At 65.0% G+C, this 17361-nt stretch carries 17 protein-coding genes; 8 read left to right on the plus strand and 9 right to left on the minus strand.

Annotated elements, in window-relative coordinates; translation table 11 throughout:
• Nucleotides 1-32 precede the first annotated feature (32 nt).
• From PMN64_RS05755 to grxD, 3 genes are read right to left on the minus strand one after another with little or no spacing between them, the layout of a single operon-like run.
• Nucleotides 33-1319, minus strand: coding sequence for a serine hydrolase domain-containing protein (locus PMN64_RS05755; RefSeq protein ID WP_411780004.1), 1287 nt, complete (start codon nt 1317-1319; stop codon nt 33-35).
• A gap of 49 nt (nt 1320-1368) precedes the next feature.
• Nucleotides 1369-1920, minus strand: coding sequence for an O-acetyl-ADP-ribose deacetylase (locus PMN64_RS05760; RefSeq protein WP_411780014.1), 552 nt, complete (start codon nt 1918-1920; stop codon nt 1369-1371).
• Complete coding sequence (gene grxD / locus PMN64_RS05765; protein WP_016843475.1) at nt 1917-2249, minus strand: Grx4 family monothiol glutaredoxin; 333 nt, start codon at nt 2247-2249, stop codon at nt 1917-1919. Before grxD ends, PMN64_RS05760 begins: the two co-directional genes overlap by 4 nt.
• A gap of 292 nt (nt 2250-2541) precedes the next feature.
• Here grxD and egtB point away from each other — a divergent pair, with 292 nt between their 5' ends.
• From egtB to PMN64_RS05780, 3 genes are read left to right on the plus strand one after another with little or no spacing between them, the layout of a single operon-like run.
• Entirely contained in the window at nt 2542-3795 is a 1254-nt protein-coding gene (gene egtB, locus PMN64_RS05770; protein ID WP_411780005.1) for an ergothioneine biosynthesis protein EgtB, read from the plus strand.
• Between the two features lie 53 nt (nt 3796-3848).
• On the plus strand, nt 3849-4817 hold the full coding sequence (egtD, locus tag PMN64_RS05775) for an L-histidine N(alpha)-methyltransferase (RefSeq protein ID WP_028339892.1): 969 nt from the start codon (nt 3849-3851) through the stop codon (nt 4815-4817).
• Between the two features lie 28 nt (nt 4818-4845).
• On the plus strand, nt 4846-5241 hold the full coding sequence (locus PMN64_RS05780) for a DUF4345 domain-containing protein (protein ID WP_411780006.1): 396 nt from the start codon (nt 4846-4848) through the stop codon (nt 5239-5241).
• A 9-nt stretch (nt 5242-5250) separates the two neighbouring features.
• Here the strand turns inward: PMN64_RS05780 and PMN64_RS05785 are convergent, their stop codons facing one another.
• Both PMN64_RS05785 and PMN64_RS05790 read right to left on the minus strand, forming a co-directional pair.
• A complete protein-coding gene (locus tag PMN64_RS05785) occupies nt 5251-6432 on the minus strand; it encodes a low temperature requirement protein A (protein ID WP_411780007.1) in 1182 nt (393 codons plus the stop codon).
• A 34-nt stretch (nt 6433-6466) separates the two neighbouring features.
• Complete coding sequence (locus tag PMN64_RS05790) at nt 6467-6703, minus strand: BolA family protein (protein ID WP_024518049.1); 237 nt, start codon at nt 6701-6703, stop codon at nt 6467-6469.
• A gap of 185 nt (nt 6704-6888) precedes the next feature.
• Here PMN64_RS05790 and PMN64_RS05795 point away from each other — a divergent pair, with 185 nt between their 5' ends.
• Entirely contained in the window at nt 6889-7248 is a 360-nt protein-coding gene (locus PMN64_RS05795; protein WP_016843469.1) for a DUF427 domain-containing protein, read from the plus strand.
• 129 nt (nt 7249-7377) lie between these two features.
• Here the strand turns inward: PMN64_RS05795 and PMN64_RS05800 are convergent, their stop codons facing one another.
• The gene (locus PMN64_RS05800; protein ID WP_024582607.1) at nt 7378-7551 is read right to left on the minus strand and encodes a DUF1328 domain-containing protein; all 174 of its coding nucleotides are present in this window, start codon (nt 7549-7551) and stop codon (nt 7378-7380) included.
• A 186-nt stretch (nt 7552-7737) separates the two neighbouring features.
• Here PMN64_RS05800 and PMN64_RS05805 point away from each other — a divergent pair, with 186 nt between their 5' ends.
• Nucleotides 7738-8922, plus strand: coding sequence for an acyltransferase family protein (locus tag PMN64_RS05805; RefSeq protein WP_411780008.1), 1185 nt, complete (start codon nt 7738-7740; stop codon nt 8920-8922).
• On the opposite strand, the gene PMN64_RS05810 is transcribed toward PMN64_RS05805, so the two are convergent.
• Entirely contained in the window at nt 8923-12003 is a 3081-nt protein-coding gene (locus PMN64_RS05810) for an efflux RND transporter permease subunit (protein ID WP_411780009.1), read from the minus strand.
• Between the two features lie 28 nt (nt 12004-12031).
• Entirely contained in the window at nt 12032-13147 is a 1116-nt protein-coding gene (locus PMN64_RS05815; protein WP_411780010.1) for an efflux RND transporter periplasmic adaptor subunit, read from the minus strand.
• Nucleotides 13148-13311: 164 nt separating this feature from the next.
• Here PMN64_RS05815 and soxR point away from each other — a divergent pair, with 164 nt between their 5' ends.
• Both soxR and PMN64_RS05825 read left to right on the plus strand, forming a co-directional pair.
• Complete coding sequence (soxR, locus tag PMN64_RS05820) at nt 13312-13788, plus strand: redox-sensitive transcriptional activator SoxR (protein WP_411780011.1); 477 nt, start codon at nt 13312-13314, stop codon at nt 13786-13788.
• A gap of 107 nt (nt 13789-13895) precedes the next feature.
• Nucleotides 13896-14156, plus strand: coding sequence for a GlsB/YeaQ/YmgE family stress response membrane protein (locus tag PMN64_RS05825; protein ID WP_016843463.1), 261 nt, complete (start codon nt 13896-13898; stop codon nt 14154-14156).
• A gap of 168 nt (nt 14157-14324) precedes the next feature.
• Here PMN64_RS05825 and purL read toward each other — a convergent pair whose 3' ends face one another.
• Entirely contained in the window at nt 14325-16556 is a 2232-nt protein-coding gene (gene purL, locus PMN64_RS05830; RefSeq protein WP_411780012.1) for a phosphoribosylformylglycinamidine synthase subunit PurL, read from the minus strand.
• Between the two features lie 173 nt (nt 16557-16729).
• On the opposite strand from purL, the gene PMN64_RS05835 reads away from it, so the two are divergent.
• Nucleotides 16730-17209: a PaaI family thioesterase gene (locus PMN64_RS05835; RefSeq protein ID WP_028339884.1), complete on the plus strand. Its 480-nt coding sequence runs from the start codon at nt 16730-16732 to the stop codon at nt 17207-17209.
• Nucleotides 17210-17361 lie beyond the last annotated feature (152 nt).

Genomic DNA, 17361 nt, shown 5'->3' on the forward strand with positions numbered 1-17361 from the left:
ACGCGAACCGGTATCCACTTCGCTCGAAAACGCTAGTTTTCCATGGCTTCATAGACGAGCTGCTTCAGCGTCCGCTGGATGCGCTGACGCTCGGTCGGCGTCTGCTCCAGCAGGACGAAGAAGAAGTCCTGCTTGCGGTCGATGACATAATAGCAGCCGCTGGCGCCGTCCCATTTCAGCTCGCCGAGATCGCCGGGCGGCGGCGGCTTCGCGGTGCCCGGATCGGTGCGCACCGCGATCCCAAGCCCGAAGCCGAAGCCGTCGCCGGGGAAGTAGAAAAAGTCGCGCTCGACGCCTGAGCCCGGGCCGACACGGTCGGTCGTCAGCTCCTTGAACGTTTCGGGCTTCAGGATGGTCTTGCCGTCGAGGGTGCCTCCATTGAGCAGCATCTGCGCGAAGCGCGAATAATCCGCCATGGTCGAGACCATGCCGCCGCTGGCGGACTCCCATTTCTTGACCTTGGTCGGATCGTTGACCCGGCCGACCCGGAAGTCGCTGTCGTTCGGCATCGGTTCGGCCATCAGCTTCTGCTTCTCGGGATCGGTGACGAAGAAGCCGGTGTCCTTCATGCCGAGCGGGTCGAGCAGCCTTTCGCGCTCGATCGTCGAGAGCTTCTCGCCGGTGGTCAGCTCCATCACGCGCGCCAGAATGTCGGTGGAATGGCCGTATTGCCAGAGCGCGCCGGGCTGGTTGTGCAGCGGCAGCTTGGCGATCCGCTCGGCGAATTCGGCGAGATCGAAGTCTCCGCCGTAGATATTGGCTTCCTTGTAGGCCTTGCGGACCAGGCTGTCGCCATAGAAGCCGTAGGTGATTCCCGACGTATGCGTCATCAGATCGAGGATCGTGATCGGCCGCTTTGGCGGCACCAGCTCCAGCGTCTTGGTGCCGTCCTCGGCCTTCTTCTCGACGCCGACCTTCACGTTGGCAAAGGACGGGATGTATTTCCAGACGGGATCGTCGAGCTTGTATTTCCCTTCCTGCAGCAACTGCATCGACACCACGGCGGTGATCGACTTGGACATCGAGGCCAGGCGGAAGATGGTCTTGTCCGTGATCGGCACCTTGCTGACCACGTCCTGCACGCCGAAGGCCTCGTGATACACCGGCTTGCCGTGCTGCTGGATCAGGACGATAGCGCCCGGAATCTTTCCGGTCGCGACCTCGTTCTTGAAGAACTCGCTGATCTTGGCGAGCTTGGCGGGATTGAAATGCGCACCCGCCGGAATCTCGTAGGTGCCCTCGGTGTGCGGGTACGCCGGCGCCGCCAGCACCACCGCGGCGGCGGCTGCGGCGGCGCACGTCAAACGAAATGAATGCATTTGAACTATCCCTCCCCGGAAATCACGGGGAAGTGTAGCGGCGGTATCATCAGGCACAAGGGCTGCCAAAGGCCTCCAGGACCTCCTGATGAAGCTGACCGCTTTGGGGCGAGAAGCAGCAGAAGATCACCTGCGTGAGGCCGGGTGCGGCGACCAGGGCATCGACGACGGCCTTGACCGCAATGCCGGCGGCGCGGTCCGGCGGGAAGTGATAGACGCCGGTCGAGATCGCGGGAAATGCAATGGAGCCAAGCTGATTGGCGTGGCACAGCTCAATGCCGCGGCGATAGCAGGATGCGAGCAGCGCATCCTCGTTCTGGGTGCCGCCGTGCCAGATCGGGCCGACGGCGTGGATCACGTGCTTGGCCGGGAGCCGATAGCCTTTGGTGATCTTGGCGTCGCCGGTCTTGCAGCCGTGCAGGGTGCGGCACTCGGCGAGCAGCTCGGGGCCCGCGGCACGATGGATCGCGCCGTCGACGCCGCCGCCACCGAGCAGCGGTGAATTGGCCGCGTTGACGATGGCGTCAACGCGCAGGGTCGTGATGTCGGTAACGATGACTTCGAGCCGCGCCTTGCCGATCTGGCGCGCCGTCAAGGTCAGGCAGCCACGTCGACCGGGATGCCCTTGTCGGCAAACAGCTGCTGCAATTCGCCGGCCTGGAACATCTCGCGGATGATGTCGCAACCGCCGACGAACTCGCCCTTCACATAGAGCTGCGGAATCGTCGGCCAGTTCGAATAGACCTTGATGCCGTTGCGCAGTTCGGCGGACTCGAGAACGTTGAGGCCTTTGTAGCCGACGCCGATGTGGTCGAGGATCTGCACGACCTGACCGGAAAACCCGCACTGCGGGAATTGCGGCGTGCCCTTCATGAACAGCACGACGTCGTTCGACTTCACTTCGTTGTCGATGAATTGCTCGATGCTCATTTTCGCTTCCTTCGGGGGCGGCGCTCTCAGGCCTTGACGGGCCGGCCCGCCCTTCTAACCCGTGACTGACTATATATGTAGCTCAAACCATTGTGCATCCAAAGCAAAATGGCGGAAATCTGGCATGCGCTGGGCGCTGCGGGCGCCCGAAAGGGGCCGGGATTATCTGACGGCCCCAATATCATCGCGGAGGGAGGCTTTTTTCCCGTAACGGAGCCCCTATCTAGGACGAACTGTCCGTCGGGAACCAGTTTGCCGAAGCAACGTTCTCTCCCTTGAATCGGAGACCCCTGTGACGAAACCAGCCTCTGCCGCGGCCGCCCTTCCCGCCGCCTCCCCGTCACTGTCCTCCGAATCCGGGCCGCTCGCCGAGCGGCTCGTGGACGCCTATCGCGCCGTCCGCGACGAGACCGAGCGCCGGGCCGCGCCGCTGTCGCCCGAAGACCAGCTGATCCAGTCGATGCCGGATGCGAGCCCCGTCAAATGGCACCGCGCCCATACCACCTGGTTCTTCGAGCAGTTTCTGCTCGGCGAGCACGTCGAGGGCTACACGCCATTCCATCCGGACTACGCCTATCTTTTCAATTCCTATTACGTCAGCGCCGGTCCGCGGCACGCCCGCCACCAGCGTGGCCATCTGACGCGCCCGACAGCCGACGAGGTCACCGCCTACCGCCGCCATGTCGACGCCGAGGTGGTGAAATTCTTCCAGACTGCCGGAGCCGACAAGCTCGAGGCGCTGGTGCCGCTGGTCGAGGTCGGCCTCAATCACGAGCAGCAGCATCAGGAGCTGATGTACACCGACATCCTGCATGCCTTCGCGCAGAACCCGATCCCGCCGGCCTACGATCCGGCGTGGCGCTTCCCGGCGGCGCATCACGGGCCTGAGGAATGGGTGACGCTCAACGAAGGCATCCACACCGTCGGCCACGCCGACGACAGCTTCCATTTCGACAATGAGAAGCCCGCGCATCGGGCTTTGGTCGGCCCGGTCAAGCTCGCGAAGCATCTCGTCACCAATGCCGACTGGCTCGCCTTTATGAAGGACGGCGGCTATTCCACGGCCACGCTGTGGCTGATGGATGGCTTTGGCACCGTGAGCAACGAGGGCTGGCAGGCACCCGGCCATTGGCGCGAGATCGACGGCGAATGGAAGATCATGACGCTCGGCGGCCTGCAGCCGATCGATCCGTCAGCGCCGGTTTGCCACGTCAGCTATTACGAGGCCGACGCCTTCGCCCGATGGGCCGGCAAGCACCTGCCGACCGAGATGGAATGGGAGGTCGCCGCGCGCGCCGGCCTGCTCAACGACGCCTACGGCATCGTCTGGCAATGGACCCGCAGCGCCTATTCGCCCTATCCGGGCTACCGCGCGATCGAAGGCGCGCTCGGTGAGTACAACGGCAAGTTCATGGTCAACCAGCTCGTGCTGCGCGGCTCGTCGCTGGCGACGCCCGCAGGTCACAGCCGTGTCACCTACCGCAACTTCTTCTATCCGCACCATCGCTGGCAATTCACGGGGTTACGCCTCGCCGACTATGCCTGATCAAGCACTGTCGACATCAATGGCGCGCCGGTAAGCGCGTTCGGGAGAGTATCATGAATGTGCATGCCGCCGCTTTGGCCAAAGCGTATCCGTTCGACGAAGCGACTTCGGCGTTCGCCGGCGACGTGATCGGCAATCTCGCCCGTCACCCGAAGCGGCTGTCGCCGAAATATTTCTACGACGCCACCGGCTCCGAGCTGTTCGAGCAGATCACGGTGCTGCCGGAATATTATCCGACGCGCACTGAGCTTGGCATCCTGCGCGACCGCGGCGACGAGATCGCCGCGATCATCCCTGACGGCGCGGCGCTGGTCGAGTTCGGCGCCGGCGCGACCACCAAGGTGCGCCTGCTGCTCGAGCATTGCGAATTCGCAGCCTATGTGCCGGTCGATATCTCGGGCGATTTCCTCAAAGCGCAGGCCGACGGGTTGCGGAAGGATTTCCCCGGTCTTGGCATCTATCCGGTCGCGGCCGATTTCACCACGCCGTTCACGCTGCCCGAGGCCGTCGCCGCGATGCCGAAGGTCGGCTTCTTCCCCGGCTCGACGCTGGGCAATTTCGAGCCGAGTGAGGCCTTGGCCTTCCTGCGCAGCGCACGCCAGATCCTCGGCCACGGCGCGCAGATGATCATCGGCGTCGACCTCGAGAAGGACGAGCGCGTGCTGTACGACGCCTATAACGACGCGGCCGGCGTCACCGCGCGGTTCAACCTCAATGTGCTGGTTCGCATCAACCGCGAGCTCGGCGGCAATTTCGACCTGTCGGGCTTCACGCACCGCTCGATCTACAACCGCGACCGCCATCGCATCGAGATGCACCTGATCAGCCGCAAGGCGCAGACCGTGCGCATCCTCGGCAAGACATTTGCGTTCCGTCCGGGCGAGAGCATTCATACCGAGAACAGCTACAAATACTCGCTCGAGCGTTTCACCGCGCTCGCCCGCAGCGGGGGCTGGACGGTGCGCGAGAGCTGGACCGACGCCAACACGATGTTCTCGGTGCACGCGCTGGTCGCGGACTAGCACCCAAATCAAGGGGACGGGGCAAATCATGGGCAGGCGTCCGCTGCAGATCGCGACGGCGTTGCTCGCCCTGGTCCCGATCCTGACCGGCATCATCACCATGCTCGGCGTCAGCGATCCGCTCTACGCCTCCTCGGGCGTTCCGGCGCTGCCGGTGCTCGACAGCAATCTGCGCTTCTTCGGCGGGGTCTGGTTCGGTCTCGGGCTCGCGCTGCTCTGGCTGGTGCCGCGCATCGAGAGCGAGGGCGTGCTGTTTCGGGTGGTCTGGGGCGGCATCTTCCTCGGCGGCATCGGCAGGCTGCTGTCGATGGTGATGGTCGGCTTGCCGCCGCTGCCCTTCGTGGGCTTCACCGCGCTCGAAGTGATCGGCGCACCGCTGTTCGTCTATTGGCAGCACCGCGTGGCTACGGCCGGCCGCAAGTAGCGGCGGCCGCTATTCCTCTTCCCCCGTCGACCGCAGCGAGATCGACTCCCACGCCGCGACCACGATCATGATCGCGGTGGTGACGATCGAGAGCACCAGCGGCGACATCTCGCGTGCGAAATAGGCCGTGATCGCCAGCGCGACGATGCCGACGCCGTGCGACAGCTGCAGGAAGTTGCGGATCACATATTTGAACAGGATGGTCCCGACCAGGAACAGCATGGGCCCGCCGATCGAGCTGACGATCGTGTTCAGGTCGGAATGGCCGGACGGGTGCTTCAGCACCAGTTCGTCGGCGACCGCGGTGAGGATGATGCCGCCGACGATCGGCATGTGCAGATAGGTATAGGCGATCCGCGCCACGCGGCCGGATTCCTCGGACTTGGAGATCATGTCCGAGCCGGCCTCGGCGCCCTTGTGGAAATAGATCCACCACATCGCGATGCTGCCGACCAGCGCCGAGATGAACGCCGCCATGTTCTCCGGCGTCCAGGTCAGCTCGGCAAAGGTCGCGCCGTCGACCACGATGGCCTCGCCGAGCGCAATGATGATGAAGCCGGCGCAGCGTTCGGCCATGTGGCCGCCCTCGACCGACCACGCCTCGATCGAGGAGAAGCCGAGCCCCGGGGTCCAGAACCGCACGGCCGGCGCGATATATTCGATGGTCAGCGCCGCGATCCAGAGCCACATCCGCGTCTCGTGCTCGGCGAAGCCGCCGAGAATCCACAGCACGGCCGAGCAGGATAGCCAGGTCAGGATGCGGATGGCGTTGTAGCGCACCGCCGTCCGGCGCCGCGGCGTCGCCAGCAGCCAGAACGCGGTGCGGCCGACCTGCATTGCCGCATAGGTCCCGGCGAACCACAGCCCGCGGCCCTCGAAGGCGGTCGGTATGGAGGTCGACAGCAATAGCCCGCCCAGCATCAGCACGAACAGCAGCAGGCGGACCGGCGTCAGGTCGGGATTGAGCCAGTTGGTGACCCAGGTGGTGTAGACCCACACCCACCATACCGCGAGGAACAGCAGCGTGACCTGCACCGCCCCAAGCGGGGTGAAGTGGTGCAGCAGCGTGTGCGACAGCTGCGTGACGGCGAAGACGAAGACGAGGTCGAAGAACAGCTCGGCATTGGTGACGCGGCTGTGCTGGTTCGGCACGATGACACGAAACATCGCGCCGCGCGGATTGTCTGCCATCGCTCGAGGCCCCCGCCCGCTGGCCGCCGGGGCCCTAGCCTTCCGGCACGCCGGTTTGCAGGGCCAGCGCGTGCAGCACGCCGCCCATCTGGCCCCTCAGCGACTGGTAGACGATCTGGTGCTGCTGGACGCGGGACTTGCCGCGGAAGGACTCGGAAATAACAGTGGCCGCGTAGTGGTCGCCGTCGCCGGCCAGATCGCGGATCGTCACCTCGGCATCGGGAATCGCTGCCTTGATCATCGATTCGATATCACGGGCGTCCATCGGCATCCCAGTCCACCTCCGTCAGGTCGTTCGAATCAGGCCGCTCGGCCAGATAAACCTAAGGATAAAACCTAGCCCTTGGGGTCTTCTAGGTCATCCCGGGCACACTATATTCCCATTCCCAGCGATTTAAACCTGCATCAATCGGTCACAAGCCATCACGCCAAAATGACCAGAAGAGGCGCAGAATCATGAAGCTCCCCGGCCCCGACCATCCGATCACCATCACGCCCAATGCCAAGCGCGTCCGCGTCACCGCCGACGGCGTCGTGATCGCCGAGACCACCCATGCGCTGACCTTGAAGGAAGCGAGCTATCCGGCCGTGCAATACGTCCCCCGGCAGGACGCCAACATGGAGCTGTTGACCCGCACCGAGCGGACCACGCATTGCCCGTACAAGGGGGACGCGAGCTACTTCAGCATCAAGGCCAACGGCAAGACGCTGGACAACGCGATCTGGACCTATGAGGAGCCCTTCCCGGCCATGACCGAGATCGCCGGCCACCTCGCCTTCTATCCGGACAAGGTGAAGATCGAGGAGGTCGCCTAGGGGAATCGTCGCCTGCCGCAAGCGCCGGGTCTCGCCCGGCCTTTCGTCGCGCGCTGACCCAGCCTGCAAAACGGCAATGCCCGGGCGAGGCCCGGGCATGACGTCGGGAGCGCTCGGCCCCGATCCCAGCTATACCCGGAATATCGTGAGCCCGAGGATCAGGAGCACCAGGAAGATCACGACGAACACGTAGAACAGAAAGCGCGCGATGTCGGCGGAGGCGGCGGAAATGCCGGTGAAGCCGAGCAAGCCCGCGATGATCGACACGACAAGGAAGATCAGCGCCCATTTCAAAATTGTCATTGTTCACCCCGGATAACCGCGCGCGTCCCCAGTTCGGACGAGAACGCCCGCACCCGACCGCAGTTCCAAAAACGAAACAGATTCGCCGAGATGACCGACCTCGATACTCCCCGATCCGGCCGATTGGGCCTTGCTGAATCGGGTTCCCGATTGCAACATCAGAGTGCAGACCCGGCTGGTGGCACCATGAAATCGATTGCTCACGCGGCTCCGGCCGTCGACATCCAGGCAGCACCGAAGCTCCACAAGCGCAACGTCGCGCTGGACCGCGCGCGTACCTTCCTGACCCTGGTCGTGCTGCTGCACCACGCGGTGATCCCCTACACCTATTTCGGGCACACCGACCCGACATCGTGGATCGGCTTCGACTGCGTGGTGCTCGCCACCGACAGCTTCTTCATGGCGATGTTCTTTTTCCTGTCGGGGCTGTTCGTCTGGCCGGGGCTCGGCAACAAGCCATGGCTGATCTTCCTGCGCGACCGGCTGCTGCGGCTCGGCCTGCCGTTCGTGGTCTGCGCGGTCAGCGTGATTCCGCTCGCCTATTACGCGATCGCGCTGCGTCAGACGCCGGGGCTGAGCTTCTCCGAATTCTGGTGGAAAACCATGACGGTCGGACCATGGCCGAGCGGTCCGATCTGGTTCGTCTATGTCTTGATGGCCTTCGACCTGACGGCGAGCATTCTGTACCGGGTGTCGTCGCGTCTGCTCGATCCGATCAACCGTCTGTCGATCAAGGGATTTCAACGTCCCTCGAAGTTCTGGCTGTTCCTCGTCATCGTCAGTGCCGCAGCCTACCTGCCGATGCTGATTCATTACGGCCAGAACTACTGGTTCGAGTTCGGACCGTTTTCGGTGCAGGCGAGCCGCGTGCTGCTGTATGCGTCCTACTTCTTCATCGGCGCGGGAATCGGGGCGGCGAACCTCGAGGGTGGCGTGCTCAGCGCGCACGGACGGCTGACCGAGCGGCGCTGGTTCTGGACCGGCATCACGCTGATCCCCTACTGTTTGATGTGGGTGATGATCTACATCAAGCGTATGATCATCGGTAACCCCGATCCGCTGCCCGGCTGGTATCTCGGGATCTACGGCAGCTTCTACGTGCTGTTCAGCGCCTCGATCCTGTTCGCGATCCTGGCCTACTTCCTGCAATCGAAATCGTCGGGCCCGACGCTGCTCGACCGCATGCAGGGCGACGCCTACGGCATGTTCCTGGTGCACTATCCGATCGTTCTGTGGCTGCAATACTGGCTGTTCGATATGGAGCTGCCGGCGTTCGCCAAGGCCGCGATCGCGTTCTTCGCCACCGTGGCGCTGAGCTGGGCGGTCACGGCCGTGCTGCGCAAGATTCCCGGCTCGAGATACGTGCTCTAATCACGCCGCGATCTCGCCCCTCGCCGTCACGCTTTCCAGCCGCGGGGCGGCCGCCGCGCGATGGTCGCGGGCGATCAGGATGTAGAAGGTCGGCAGCACGAACAGCGTGAACAGCGTGCCGATCAGCATGCCCATCACCACCACGATGCCGATGGCGAAGCGGCTCGCCGCGCCGGCGCCGTCGGCATAGAGCAGCGGCGCGAGGCCCGCGACCATCGCGGCTGTCGTCATCAGCACCGGCCGCATCCGCACCGCGGCCGCCTTCTGGATCGCAGCGACCCGGTCGAGCCCTTCATGATGCTGGATCTCGTTGGCGAAGCTCACCATCAGGATGCCGTGCTTGGAGATCAGCCCGATCAGGGTGACGAGGCCGATCTGGGTATAGATGTTCAGCGTGGTGAAGCCGAAATACAGCGGCAGCAGCGCGCCGCAGACCGCGAGCGGCACCGTCACCATGATCACCAGCGGATCGCGGAAGCTTTCGAACTGCGCCGCCAGCACCAGGAAGATCACGATCAGCGCCATGCCGAAGGTCACAATCAGGCGATTGCCCTCCTGGACATATTGCCGGCTGTCCGACAGCCAGTCGACCGTCATGCCCGGCGACAGCTTCTGCGCCTGCATGAACGACACCGCCTGCCCCATGGTCACGCCGGGCTTGAGCACCGCCGAGATCGTCGCCGCGTTCATCTGGTTGAACTGCGGCAGCCGGTTCGGCTCCGGCTTGACGTTGACCTTGATCACCGTCGACAGCGGGAACATCTGCCCCGAGCTCGAGCGTACGTTGAAGTTTCCGAGCCCTTCCGGCGTGACCCGGTCAGCCTGGCGCACCTGCGGGATCACCTCGTAGGAGCGTTCGAAGAAATTGAAGCGGTTGACATAGTTCTCGCCGACCAGCACCGCGAGCGTATCGGCGATGGTCTGCATGCTGACCCCGGCCTCGGCCGCCTTGGCGTGATCGATGGTGATCCGCGCCGTCGGGCTGTCGAAGGCGAGATCGCTGTCGACGAAGGCGAACAGCCCGCTCTTCCATGCGGCCTGCTTCAGCGTCTCGACCTCCTGATAGATGGTGGCGAAATCGCCGGCCGAGCGCACCACCATCTGGAACGGCAGGCCGCCGGTCGCCGCCGGCAGCGCCGCCGGCTGGAACGGCGTCACGCTGGCGCCGAGCACGCCGTAGGACATGCCGTAGAGCTGGTTCTGGATGTCGTTGGCCGAGCGATTGCGCTTGTCCCAATCGGTCAGGGTGATGCCGCCGAAGGCATGGTTCTGCCCGTCGGTGCCGTTGATAAACCAACTCGCGTGGTATTCGGGAAACGAGCGAAACAGCCGCTCGATCTGGTCGGAAGAGCGCGTGGTGTAATCCACGCTGGCATATTGCGGCGCGCGGAGCACGGTGAACACATAGCCCTGGTCCTCGGAGGGCGCGAGCTCGCGCTGGCTGCCGAGGAACAGCACCACGATCGCCGCCAGCACGCTGAATGCCACCAGCAGCACTGCGGCGCGCATCTTGAGCGTCGCGGCCAGCAGCCGGCCGTAGCCGCGCGACAGCCTTGAGAACTGATGCTCGACGAAACGGGCAAACCGGCCGTGCGAGGTCGCTTCGCCGAGCAGCTGCGCGCTCATCATCGGCGACAACGTCAGGGCGATGACGCCCGAGACCACCACCGAGCCCGCCAGCGTGAAGGCGAATTCGCGGAACAGGCTGCCGGTCAGGCCACCCATCAGTCCGATCGGCGCATAGACCGCGGCGAGCGTGATCGTCATCGCGATCACGGGGCCGATGATCTCGCGCGCGCCGATCAGGGCCGCGTCGCCGGGGCTCCGCCCTTCCTCGATGTGGCGATGGATGTTTTCCACCACCACGATGGCGTCGTCGACCACGAGCCCGATCGCCAGCACCATCGCGAGCAGGGTCAGCAGATTGATCGAGAAGCCGAGCGCCAGCATCATCGCGGCGGTGCCGACCAGCGACAGCGGCACGGTGACCACGGGGATCAGCACGGAGCGGAACGAGCCCAGGAACAGCAGGATCACCACCACCACGATCGCGATCGCCTCGGCCAGCGAATGCTGCACCTCCGATATCGAGGCCTTGACGAAGTGCACGATGTTGAAGACGTCGGCGACCTTCAAACCGGGCGGTGCCACGCGGTTGAGGTCCTCGATCACCTTGGCGGTGGCGGCGACGATCTCCAAGGGGTTGCCGTCGGGCGTCGGCTGCACCGCGATATAGACCGTGGGCCTGCCGCTGTCGCGCGCATTGGAATCGTAGTTCTCGCCGCCGATCTCGAGCGTCGCGACGTCGCCGAGCCGCACCAGGCCCCCGCCGCCGGCGCTGGTCTTGATCACCATCTTGCGGAAATCGTCGAGATTGCGCAGATCGGTCGCCGCGGTGATGTTGGTGACGGTCATCTCGCCGCGCAGCCGCCCCGGCGCCGCCTGCACGTTGTTGGACCGCAGCGCGGCGGAGATATCAGCCGCGGTCAGCCCGCGCGCCGCGAGCTTGAACGGATCGATCCACACCCGCATCGCCAGCGACGATCCGCCCGAGGTGTCGGCCGACGCGACGCCGGGCACCGAGGTGAGCAGCGGCTGCGCCACGCGGGTCGCGAAGTCGGTGATCTGCGCCGGCGTCAGCGAGGCGCTGGTGAAGGCGATGTACTGTACCGCGGACGCGCCGTCGGTGATCTTGGTGATGACAGGGTCGAACACGCCGGCCGGCATCCGGTACTTGACCTGCTGTACCTTGGCGAGCACCTCGGTCATGGCGCGGTCGGCATTGGCGTTGAGCACCAGCTTGGCCTTGATCTGGCTGAGGCCGAGCGTCGAGTTCGAGGTCATGTACTCGATGCCGTTGGCGGTTGCGATCGATTGCGCGATGACAGACGTCACGAAGCCCTGCATGACGTCCTGGGTCGCGCCGGGAAACGACACGTCGACCTGGATCGTCGCGCTCTCCATGCTGGGATATTGCCGCACCGGCAGCGAGACCATCGCCGCGGTGCCGATCAACAGGATCAGCAGGCTGACGACCGTGGCCAGAATCGGCCGGCGGATGAAGATGTCGGTGAAATGCATGATGATTCCTCGGGCGCTGCTCGCGAAGCTAGCGTCCCTTCTCCGGCGTCTCCGCCATGGTCGTCTGGACGGCCGCGCCGGGCATGACGCGGAGCTGGCCCGCGGTGACGATGTGATCGCCGGGCGAAAGCCCCTGCTCCACCACGACACGCTCGCCGATCCGTTGCCCGGTCTTCACGGCGACGCCGACCGCCTTGTTGTCGCGCACGACCAGCACGCTCTCGCCGGATGCGCTGGTCTGGATCGCGGTGACCGGCACCACGATGGCGTCCGGCTGCGGCGGCAGCACGACGTTCACCATCACGAAGAGGCCCGGCCGCAGCAGCCGGTCGGGATTGGAAAACAGGGCTTGCACGAGGACATTGCGGGTGTCCTCGGCGACCTGCGGCTCGATGGCGTTGATCTTTGCCTCGAACACCCGATCGGGGAAAGCGTCGGTACGGATCGTCACCGCGCCTCCCACCTTCAGATTTGACAGGCGCTGCTGCGGAACGGTGAAATTGGCATAGAGCTGCTCGAGCGCGGTCAGCGTCGCGAGCGCATCGCCGGCATTGACATATTGGCCGAGATTGACCTTGCGCAGACCGATCTGGCCCGCGAACGGCGCGCGGATCGTCATCTGCGCGATTTGCGCGTCGAGCTGGTCGAGCGAGGCGTCGGCCTGCTTCAGATCTTCCTGCCGCTGCTGCAGCGTTTCCTGAGTCACGAAGCCGGACGGCGCGAGGCCCTGCGAACGCTTCTCCTGCAGCTGCGCAAAGCGTCCCTTGGAGACCGCGACCGCGCGCGCGGCGCGCAGCGGCGCGTCATAGAGCTGCACCAGCGGCGCGCCCTCGGCGACATCGGTGCCGGCATCGAGATTGATCGCGGTGACGCGGCCGGCAACCTCCGGCGCCAGAATCACCTGCCGCACCGCCTGCAGCGAGCCGATCGCCTCGATCGACCGCGGCAAGGTTTCGGTCCGCACCACCATCGCCGCCACCGGCGTCGGCGGCGCTTCGGCGGTGGCCTTGGCCGAGGCGCTGGATCCGCCTGCGCGCCAGGCAAACAAGCCGGCCGCGGCACAGACGAGCAACAGAACGGTGATGCCGAACGGCTTGGCACGAAGCCCGAGCCAGCGGCGCGACGACAATGATGCGGACGGCATATCGCTTCCAAGAACGAACCCCGGCGTGTCGGCCGGAAGCTTGCCCCTGCAAGCCCGCAACTGGTATAGAACCTCAAGTATGGTTGAGGTCAAGGCTGGCAGCTTGCAAGACTTCTAACGCAAGATTTCCAATGCAGGACCTCTGATTCGGGATTGCTTGGTCAATGACGCTTGCGCAGGAGCTTTCAGTCGGCGAAGTGGCGCGGCGCAGCGGGCTTGCCGTCTCCACCCTTCACTTCTACGAGAGCAAGGGGCTGATCGCGAGCCGGCGCACCGGCGGCAACCAGCGCCGCTACATGCGCGGCGTGCTGCGGCGGATCGCGGTGATCAGGATCGCGCAGCGCGCCGGAATCCCGCTGGAAGAGATCAGGCAGACCTTCGCCGCGATACCGCTCGATCGCGCGCCGACCGTGCGCGAATGGGAGCGCGCGATGCGGGCTTGGACCGAGACGCTGGAGCAGCGCATCAGCGATCTCACCGACCTCCGCGACAAGCTGTTCAACTGTATCGGCTGCGGCTGCCTGTCGGTGACCGATTGCCCGCTGCGCAATTGCGACGACAAGCTCGGCGCCCAGGGGCCGGGCCCGCGCATCCTGATCACCGCGGCCGAACGCCGGGCGCGGCGCAAGCTGCGGGGCTGACGGCGTTTTTCGCGGCCGACAAGTTGCGCACAACCTGCCTTTGGTCACATCCCGCCAGGTGATTCTCAGGTATGCTGGCCGGACTGCTTGACCTAGGGAGTCCTGAGATGAACGACCCACAAGTTGGATGGATCGCCGCCATCATCGTCGGCGGACTGGCGGGCTGGCTCGCCGAGATGTTCATGAAGTCCGGAACCGGCATCTTCATGAATATCATCCTCGGCATTGTCGGCGCCGCGCTGGCGAACTGGCTGTTGGGTCTGCTCGGCGTGTCGCTCGGCGGAGGCTGGCTCAGCTATCTCGTCGCCGGCTTCATCGGCGCCTGCATCATCATCTTTGCCTGGCGCGCGGTCCGCGGCGCGACTTAGCGCGTGGTGAGATAGGTTGAATGGCGACGGCGCTGCGCTCCCCGCACGCGGGGCGAGGTGCAGTGGAGCCCGCTCCCAATTCGGCTTCAACAAAAGAAATAGCGCGATGATGGGTTCATCGCGCCATTGAGATCTTTGCTATGCGCCGCGGCGCCCGATTCGCTCGAATCAGGCGGCAGCGCCGCGCATGTAGTTCGGCAACCAGTGCTCGAAGGCGCGCGACAGGCTCTCGATCGATACCGGCGCCTCGCCGGCGACGGCGATCGCATCTCCGCCGGTGGTACCGATGCGCGCGCAGGGCACCCCGGCACCCTTCATCTTGGCCAGCACGAGGCCTGCGTCGGCGGCCGGCACGGTGACGATGTAGCGGGCCTGATCCTCGCCGTACCAATAGGCATGCGGCACGATCGAGGACGGCGCGGCCAGGAGCTGCGCGCCGATGCCGCTTGCAATCGCCATTTCGGCGAGCGCGATCAAAAGACCGCCGTCGGAGACGTCGTGCACCGCGGTCGCGGTGCCGGCGTGAATCATGCCGCGCACCACGTCGCCATTGCGCTTCTCGGCAGCGAGATCGACCGGCGGCGGAGCACCCTCCTCGCGGCCGCAGACGTCGCGCAGATAGACCGACTGGCCGAGCCAGCCCTGGGTGTCGCCAACCAAGAGGATCGCCTCGCCGGCCGCCTTGAATGCCAGGGTCGCGGACTTGGTGAAGTCGTCGAGCAGGCCGACGCCGCCGATCGAGGGCGTCGGCAGGATGCCGCGGCCGTTGGTCTCGTTGTAGAGCGAGACGTTGCCGGACACGACCGGGAAATCCAGCGTGCGGCAGGCCTCCGAAATGCCCTTCAGGCAGCCGACGAACTGGCCCATGATCTCGGGCCGTTCAGGATTGCCGAAGTTGAGATTGTCGGTGATCGCGAGCGGCCGGCCGCCGACCGCCGTGATGTTGCGCCAGGCTTCGGCGACCGCCTGCTTGCCGCCCTCGAACGGATCGGCCTCGCAATAACGCGGCGTGACGTCGACGGTCAGCGCAAGGCCCTTCGGCCCGTCCTCGACGCGAACCACCGCGGCATCGCCGCCGGGGCGCTGCATGGTATTGCCGAGGATGACGTGGTCGTACTGCTCCCACACCCAGCGCTTCGAGCACAGCTCGGGCGTGCCGATCAGCTTTTCCAGCGCGTCCGCGATGCCGACCGGCGGCTTGACGTCCTGCCCTCGGATCACCGGCAGCGCATTCGAGGCGACGTGCGGACGGTCATAGACCGGCGCCTCGTCGCCGAGCTCCTTGATCGGCAGGTCGGCCATCACGTCGCCACCATGCTTGACGACGAAACGCTTGGTCGGCGTGGTGTAGCCGACGATGGCGAAATCGAGCCCCCATTTGCGGAAGATCGCCTCGGCCTCTTGCTCCTTCTCAGGCTTGAGCACCATGAGCATGCGCTCCTGGCTCTCCGAGAGCATCATCTCGTAGGCGCTCATGCCGGTCTCGCGGGTCGGCACCGCGCTGAGGTCGAGCTCGACACCGAGATCGCCCTTGGCGCCCATCTCGACCGCCGAGCAGGTCAGGCCCGCCGCGCCCATGTCCTGGATCGCGATCACGCAACCTTTTTCCATGATCTCGAGGCAGGCTTCCAGCAAGAGCTTCTCGGCGAAGGGATCGCCGACCTGCACGGTCGGGCGCTTCTCCTCGGAGGCGTCGTCGAATTCGGCCGAGGCCATCGAGGCGCCATGAATGCCGTCGCGGCCGGTCTTGGAGCCGAGATAGACGATCGGCATGTTCACGCCGGAGGCCGCCGCGTAGAAGATCTTGTCGGCGTCGGCGAGGCCGACCGCCATCGCGTTGACCAGGATGTTGCCGTCGTAGCGGGTGTGGAAACGAACCTGGCCGCCGACCGTCGGCACGCCGAAGGAATTGCCGTAGCCGCCGACACCCGCGACCACGCCGGACACCAGATGCCGGGTCTTGGGGTGCTCGGGCGCACCGAAGCTCAGCGCGTTCAGGCAGGCGATCGGGCGCGCGCCCATGGTGAAGACGTCGCGCAGGATGCCGCCGACGCCGGTGGTCGCGCCCTGGTAGGGCTCGATGTAGCTCGGGTGGTTGTGGCTCTCCATCTTGAAGACCACGGCCTGCCCGTCGCCGATGTCGATCACGCCGGCATTCTCGCCGGGGCCCTGGATCACCCAGGGAGCCTTGGTCGGCAGCCCGCGCAGATGGATGCGCGACGACTTGTACGAGCAATGCTCGTTCCACATCGCCGAGAAGATGCCGAGCTCGGTGAAGGTCGGAACTCGCCCGATCAGCTTCAGGATGCGCTCGTACTCGTCCGGCTTCAGCCCGTGGGCGGCGACGAGTTCGGGGGTGATTTGGGGCTCGTTCTTGGCGTCGTTCTTGGGCACGTTCATGGGACCCTTAATAGGTAGATAGAACGGGGGCGAAAAGGCCTTTTAGGGCCCATTTCCGGCCTGTCCAGAGCTTTGCGGCAGCTGGCCGCGCCCCGGGATTTGGTCCCGGGATTTGCACAATGGGGATGGATCGGATTTAAGGACCCGAACCCGATAATTGAAGGCCATATTTCGTGAACGAGCTCGCCAAAACCGCATTCAACCGCCGCCCCGACCTGCACGTCGAAACCGAGGGCGAATTCGCCGGCTGGCGAACCTGGACCCGGGACAATTTCGAGACCCATACCGGCCCGTTTTACCACCGCATGGACGAGAACGGCCGCATCACCTGCGCGTTCCGGGTCGGCAAGAAGCACCTCAACGGCTCCGGCAACGTCCATGGCGGCTGCTTCATGACCTTCGCCGATTACTGCCTGTTCGCGCTCGCCGGCTCGGTGCTCCAGGGCCCCGGCGTCACGGTCTCGTTCGCCTCGGAATTCCTCGACGCCGCCCGCGAGGGCGACCTGATCGAGTGCACCGGCGAGGTCACCCGCGCCGGCATGTCGCTGATCTTCGTGCGGGGCATGCTGACATCGGCGGAGCGGCCGCTGTTCACCTTCTCCGGCACCATCAAGCGGGTGAAGCGCAGGGCGCCGGCGGAGGCAACGGCGTAAAGTTCGTGGCGGCTGTGGGCACACGCCGTCATCCAGCCGTTACATCGGCACGAATTTGAATCGAAAGCGCGGCCCTAAAGCGTGATGGCATTAAGTTCGATAGCCTGAATTTTTGAGGTAGTTGGCACATTCCTCGGAGGTGAAGGCGTCGA

This window comes from Bradyrhizobium sp. UFLA01-814 (assembly GCF_046718885.1).
Classification (GTDB): Bacteria; Pseudomonadota; Alphaproteobacteria; order Rhizobiales; family Xanthobacteraceae; genus Bradyrhizobium; species Bradyrhizobium elkanii.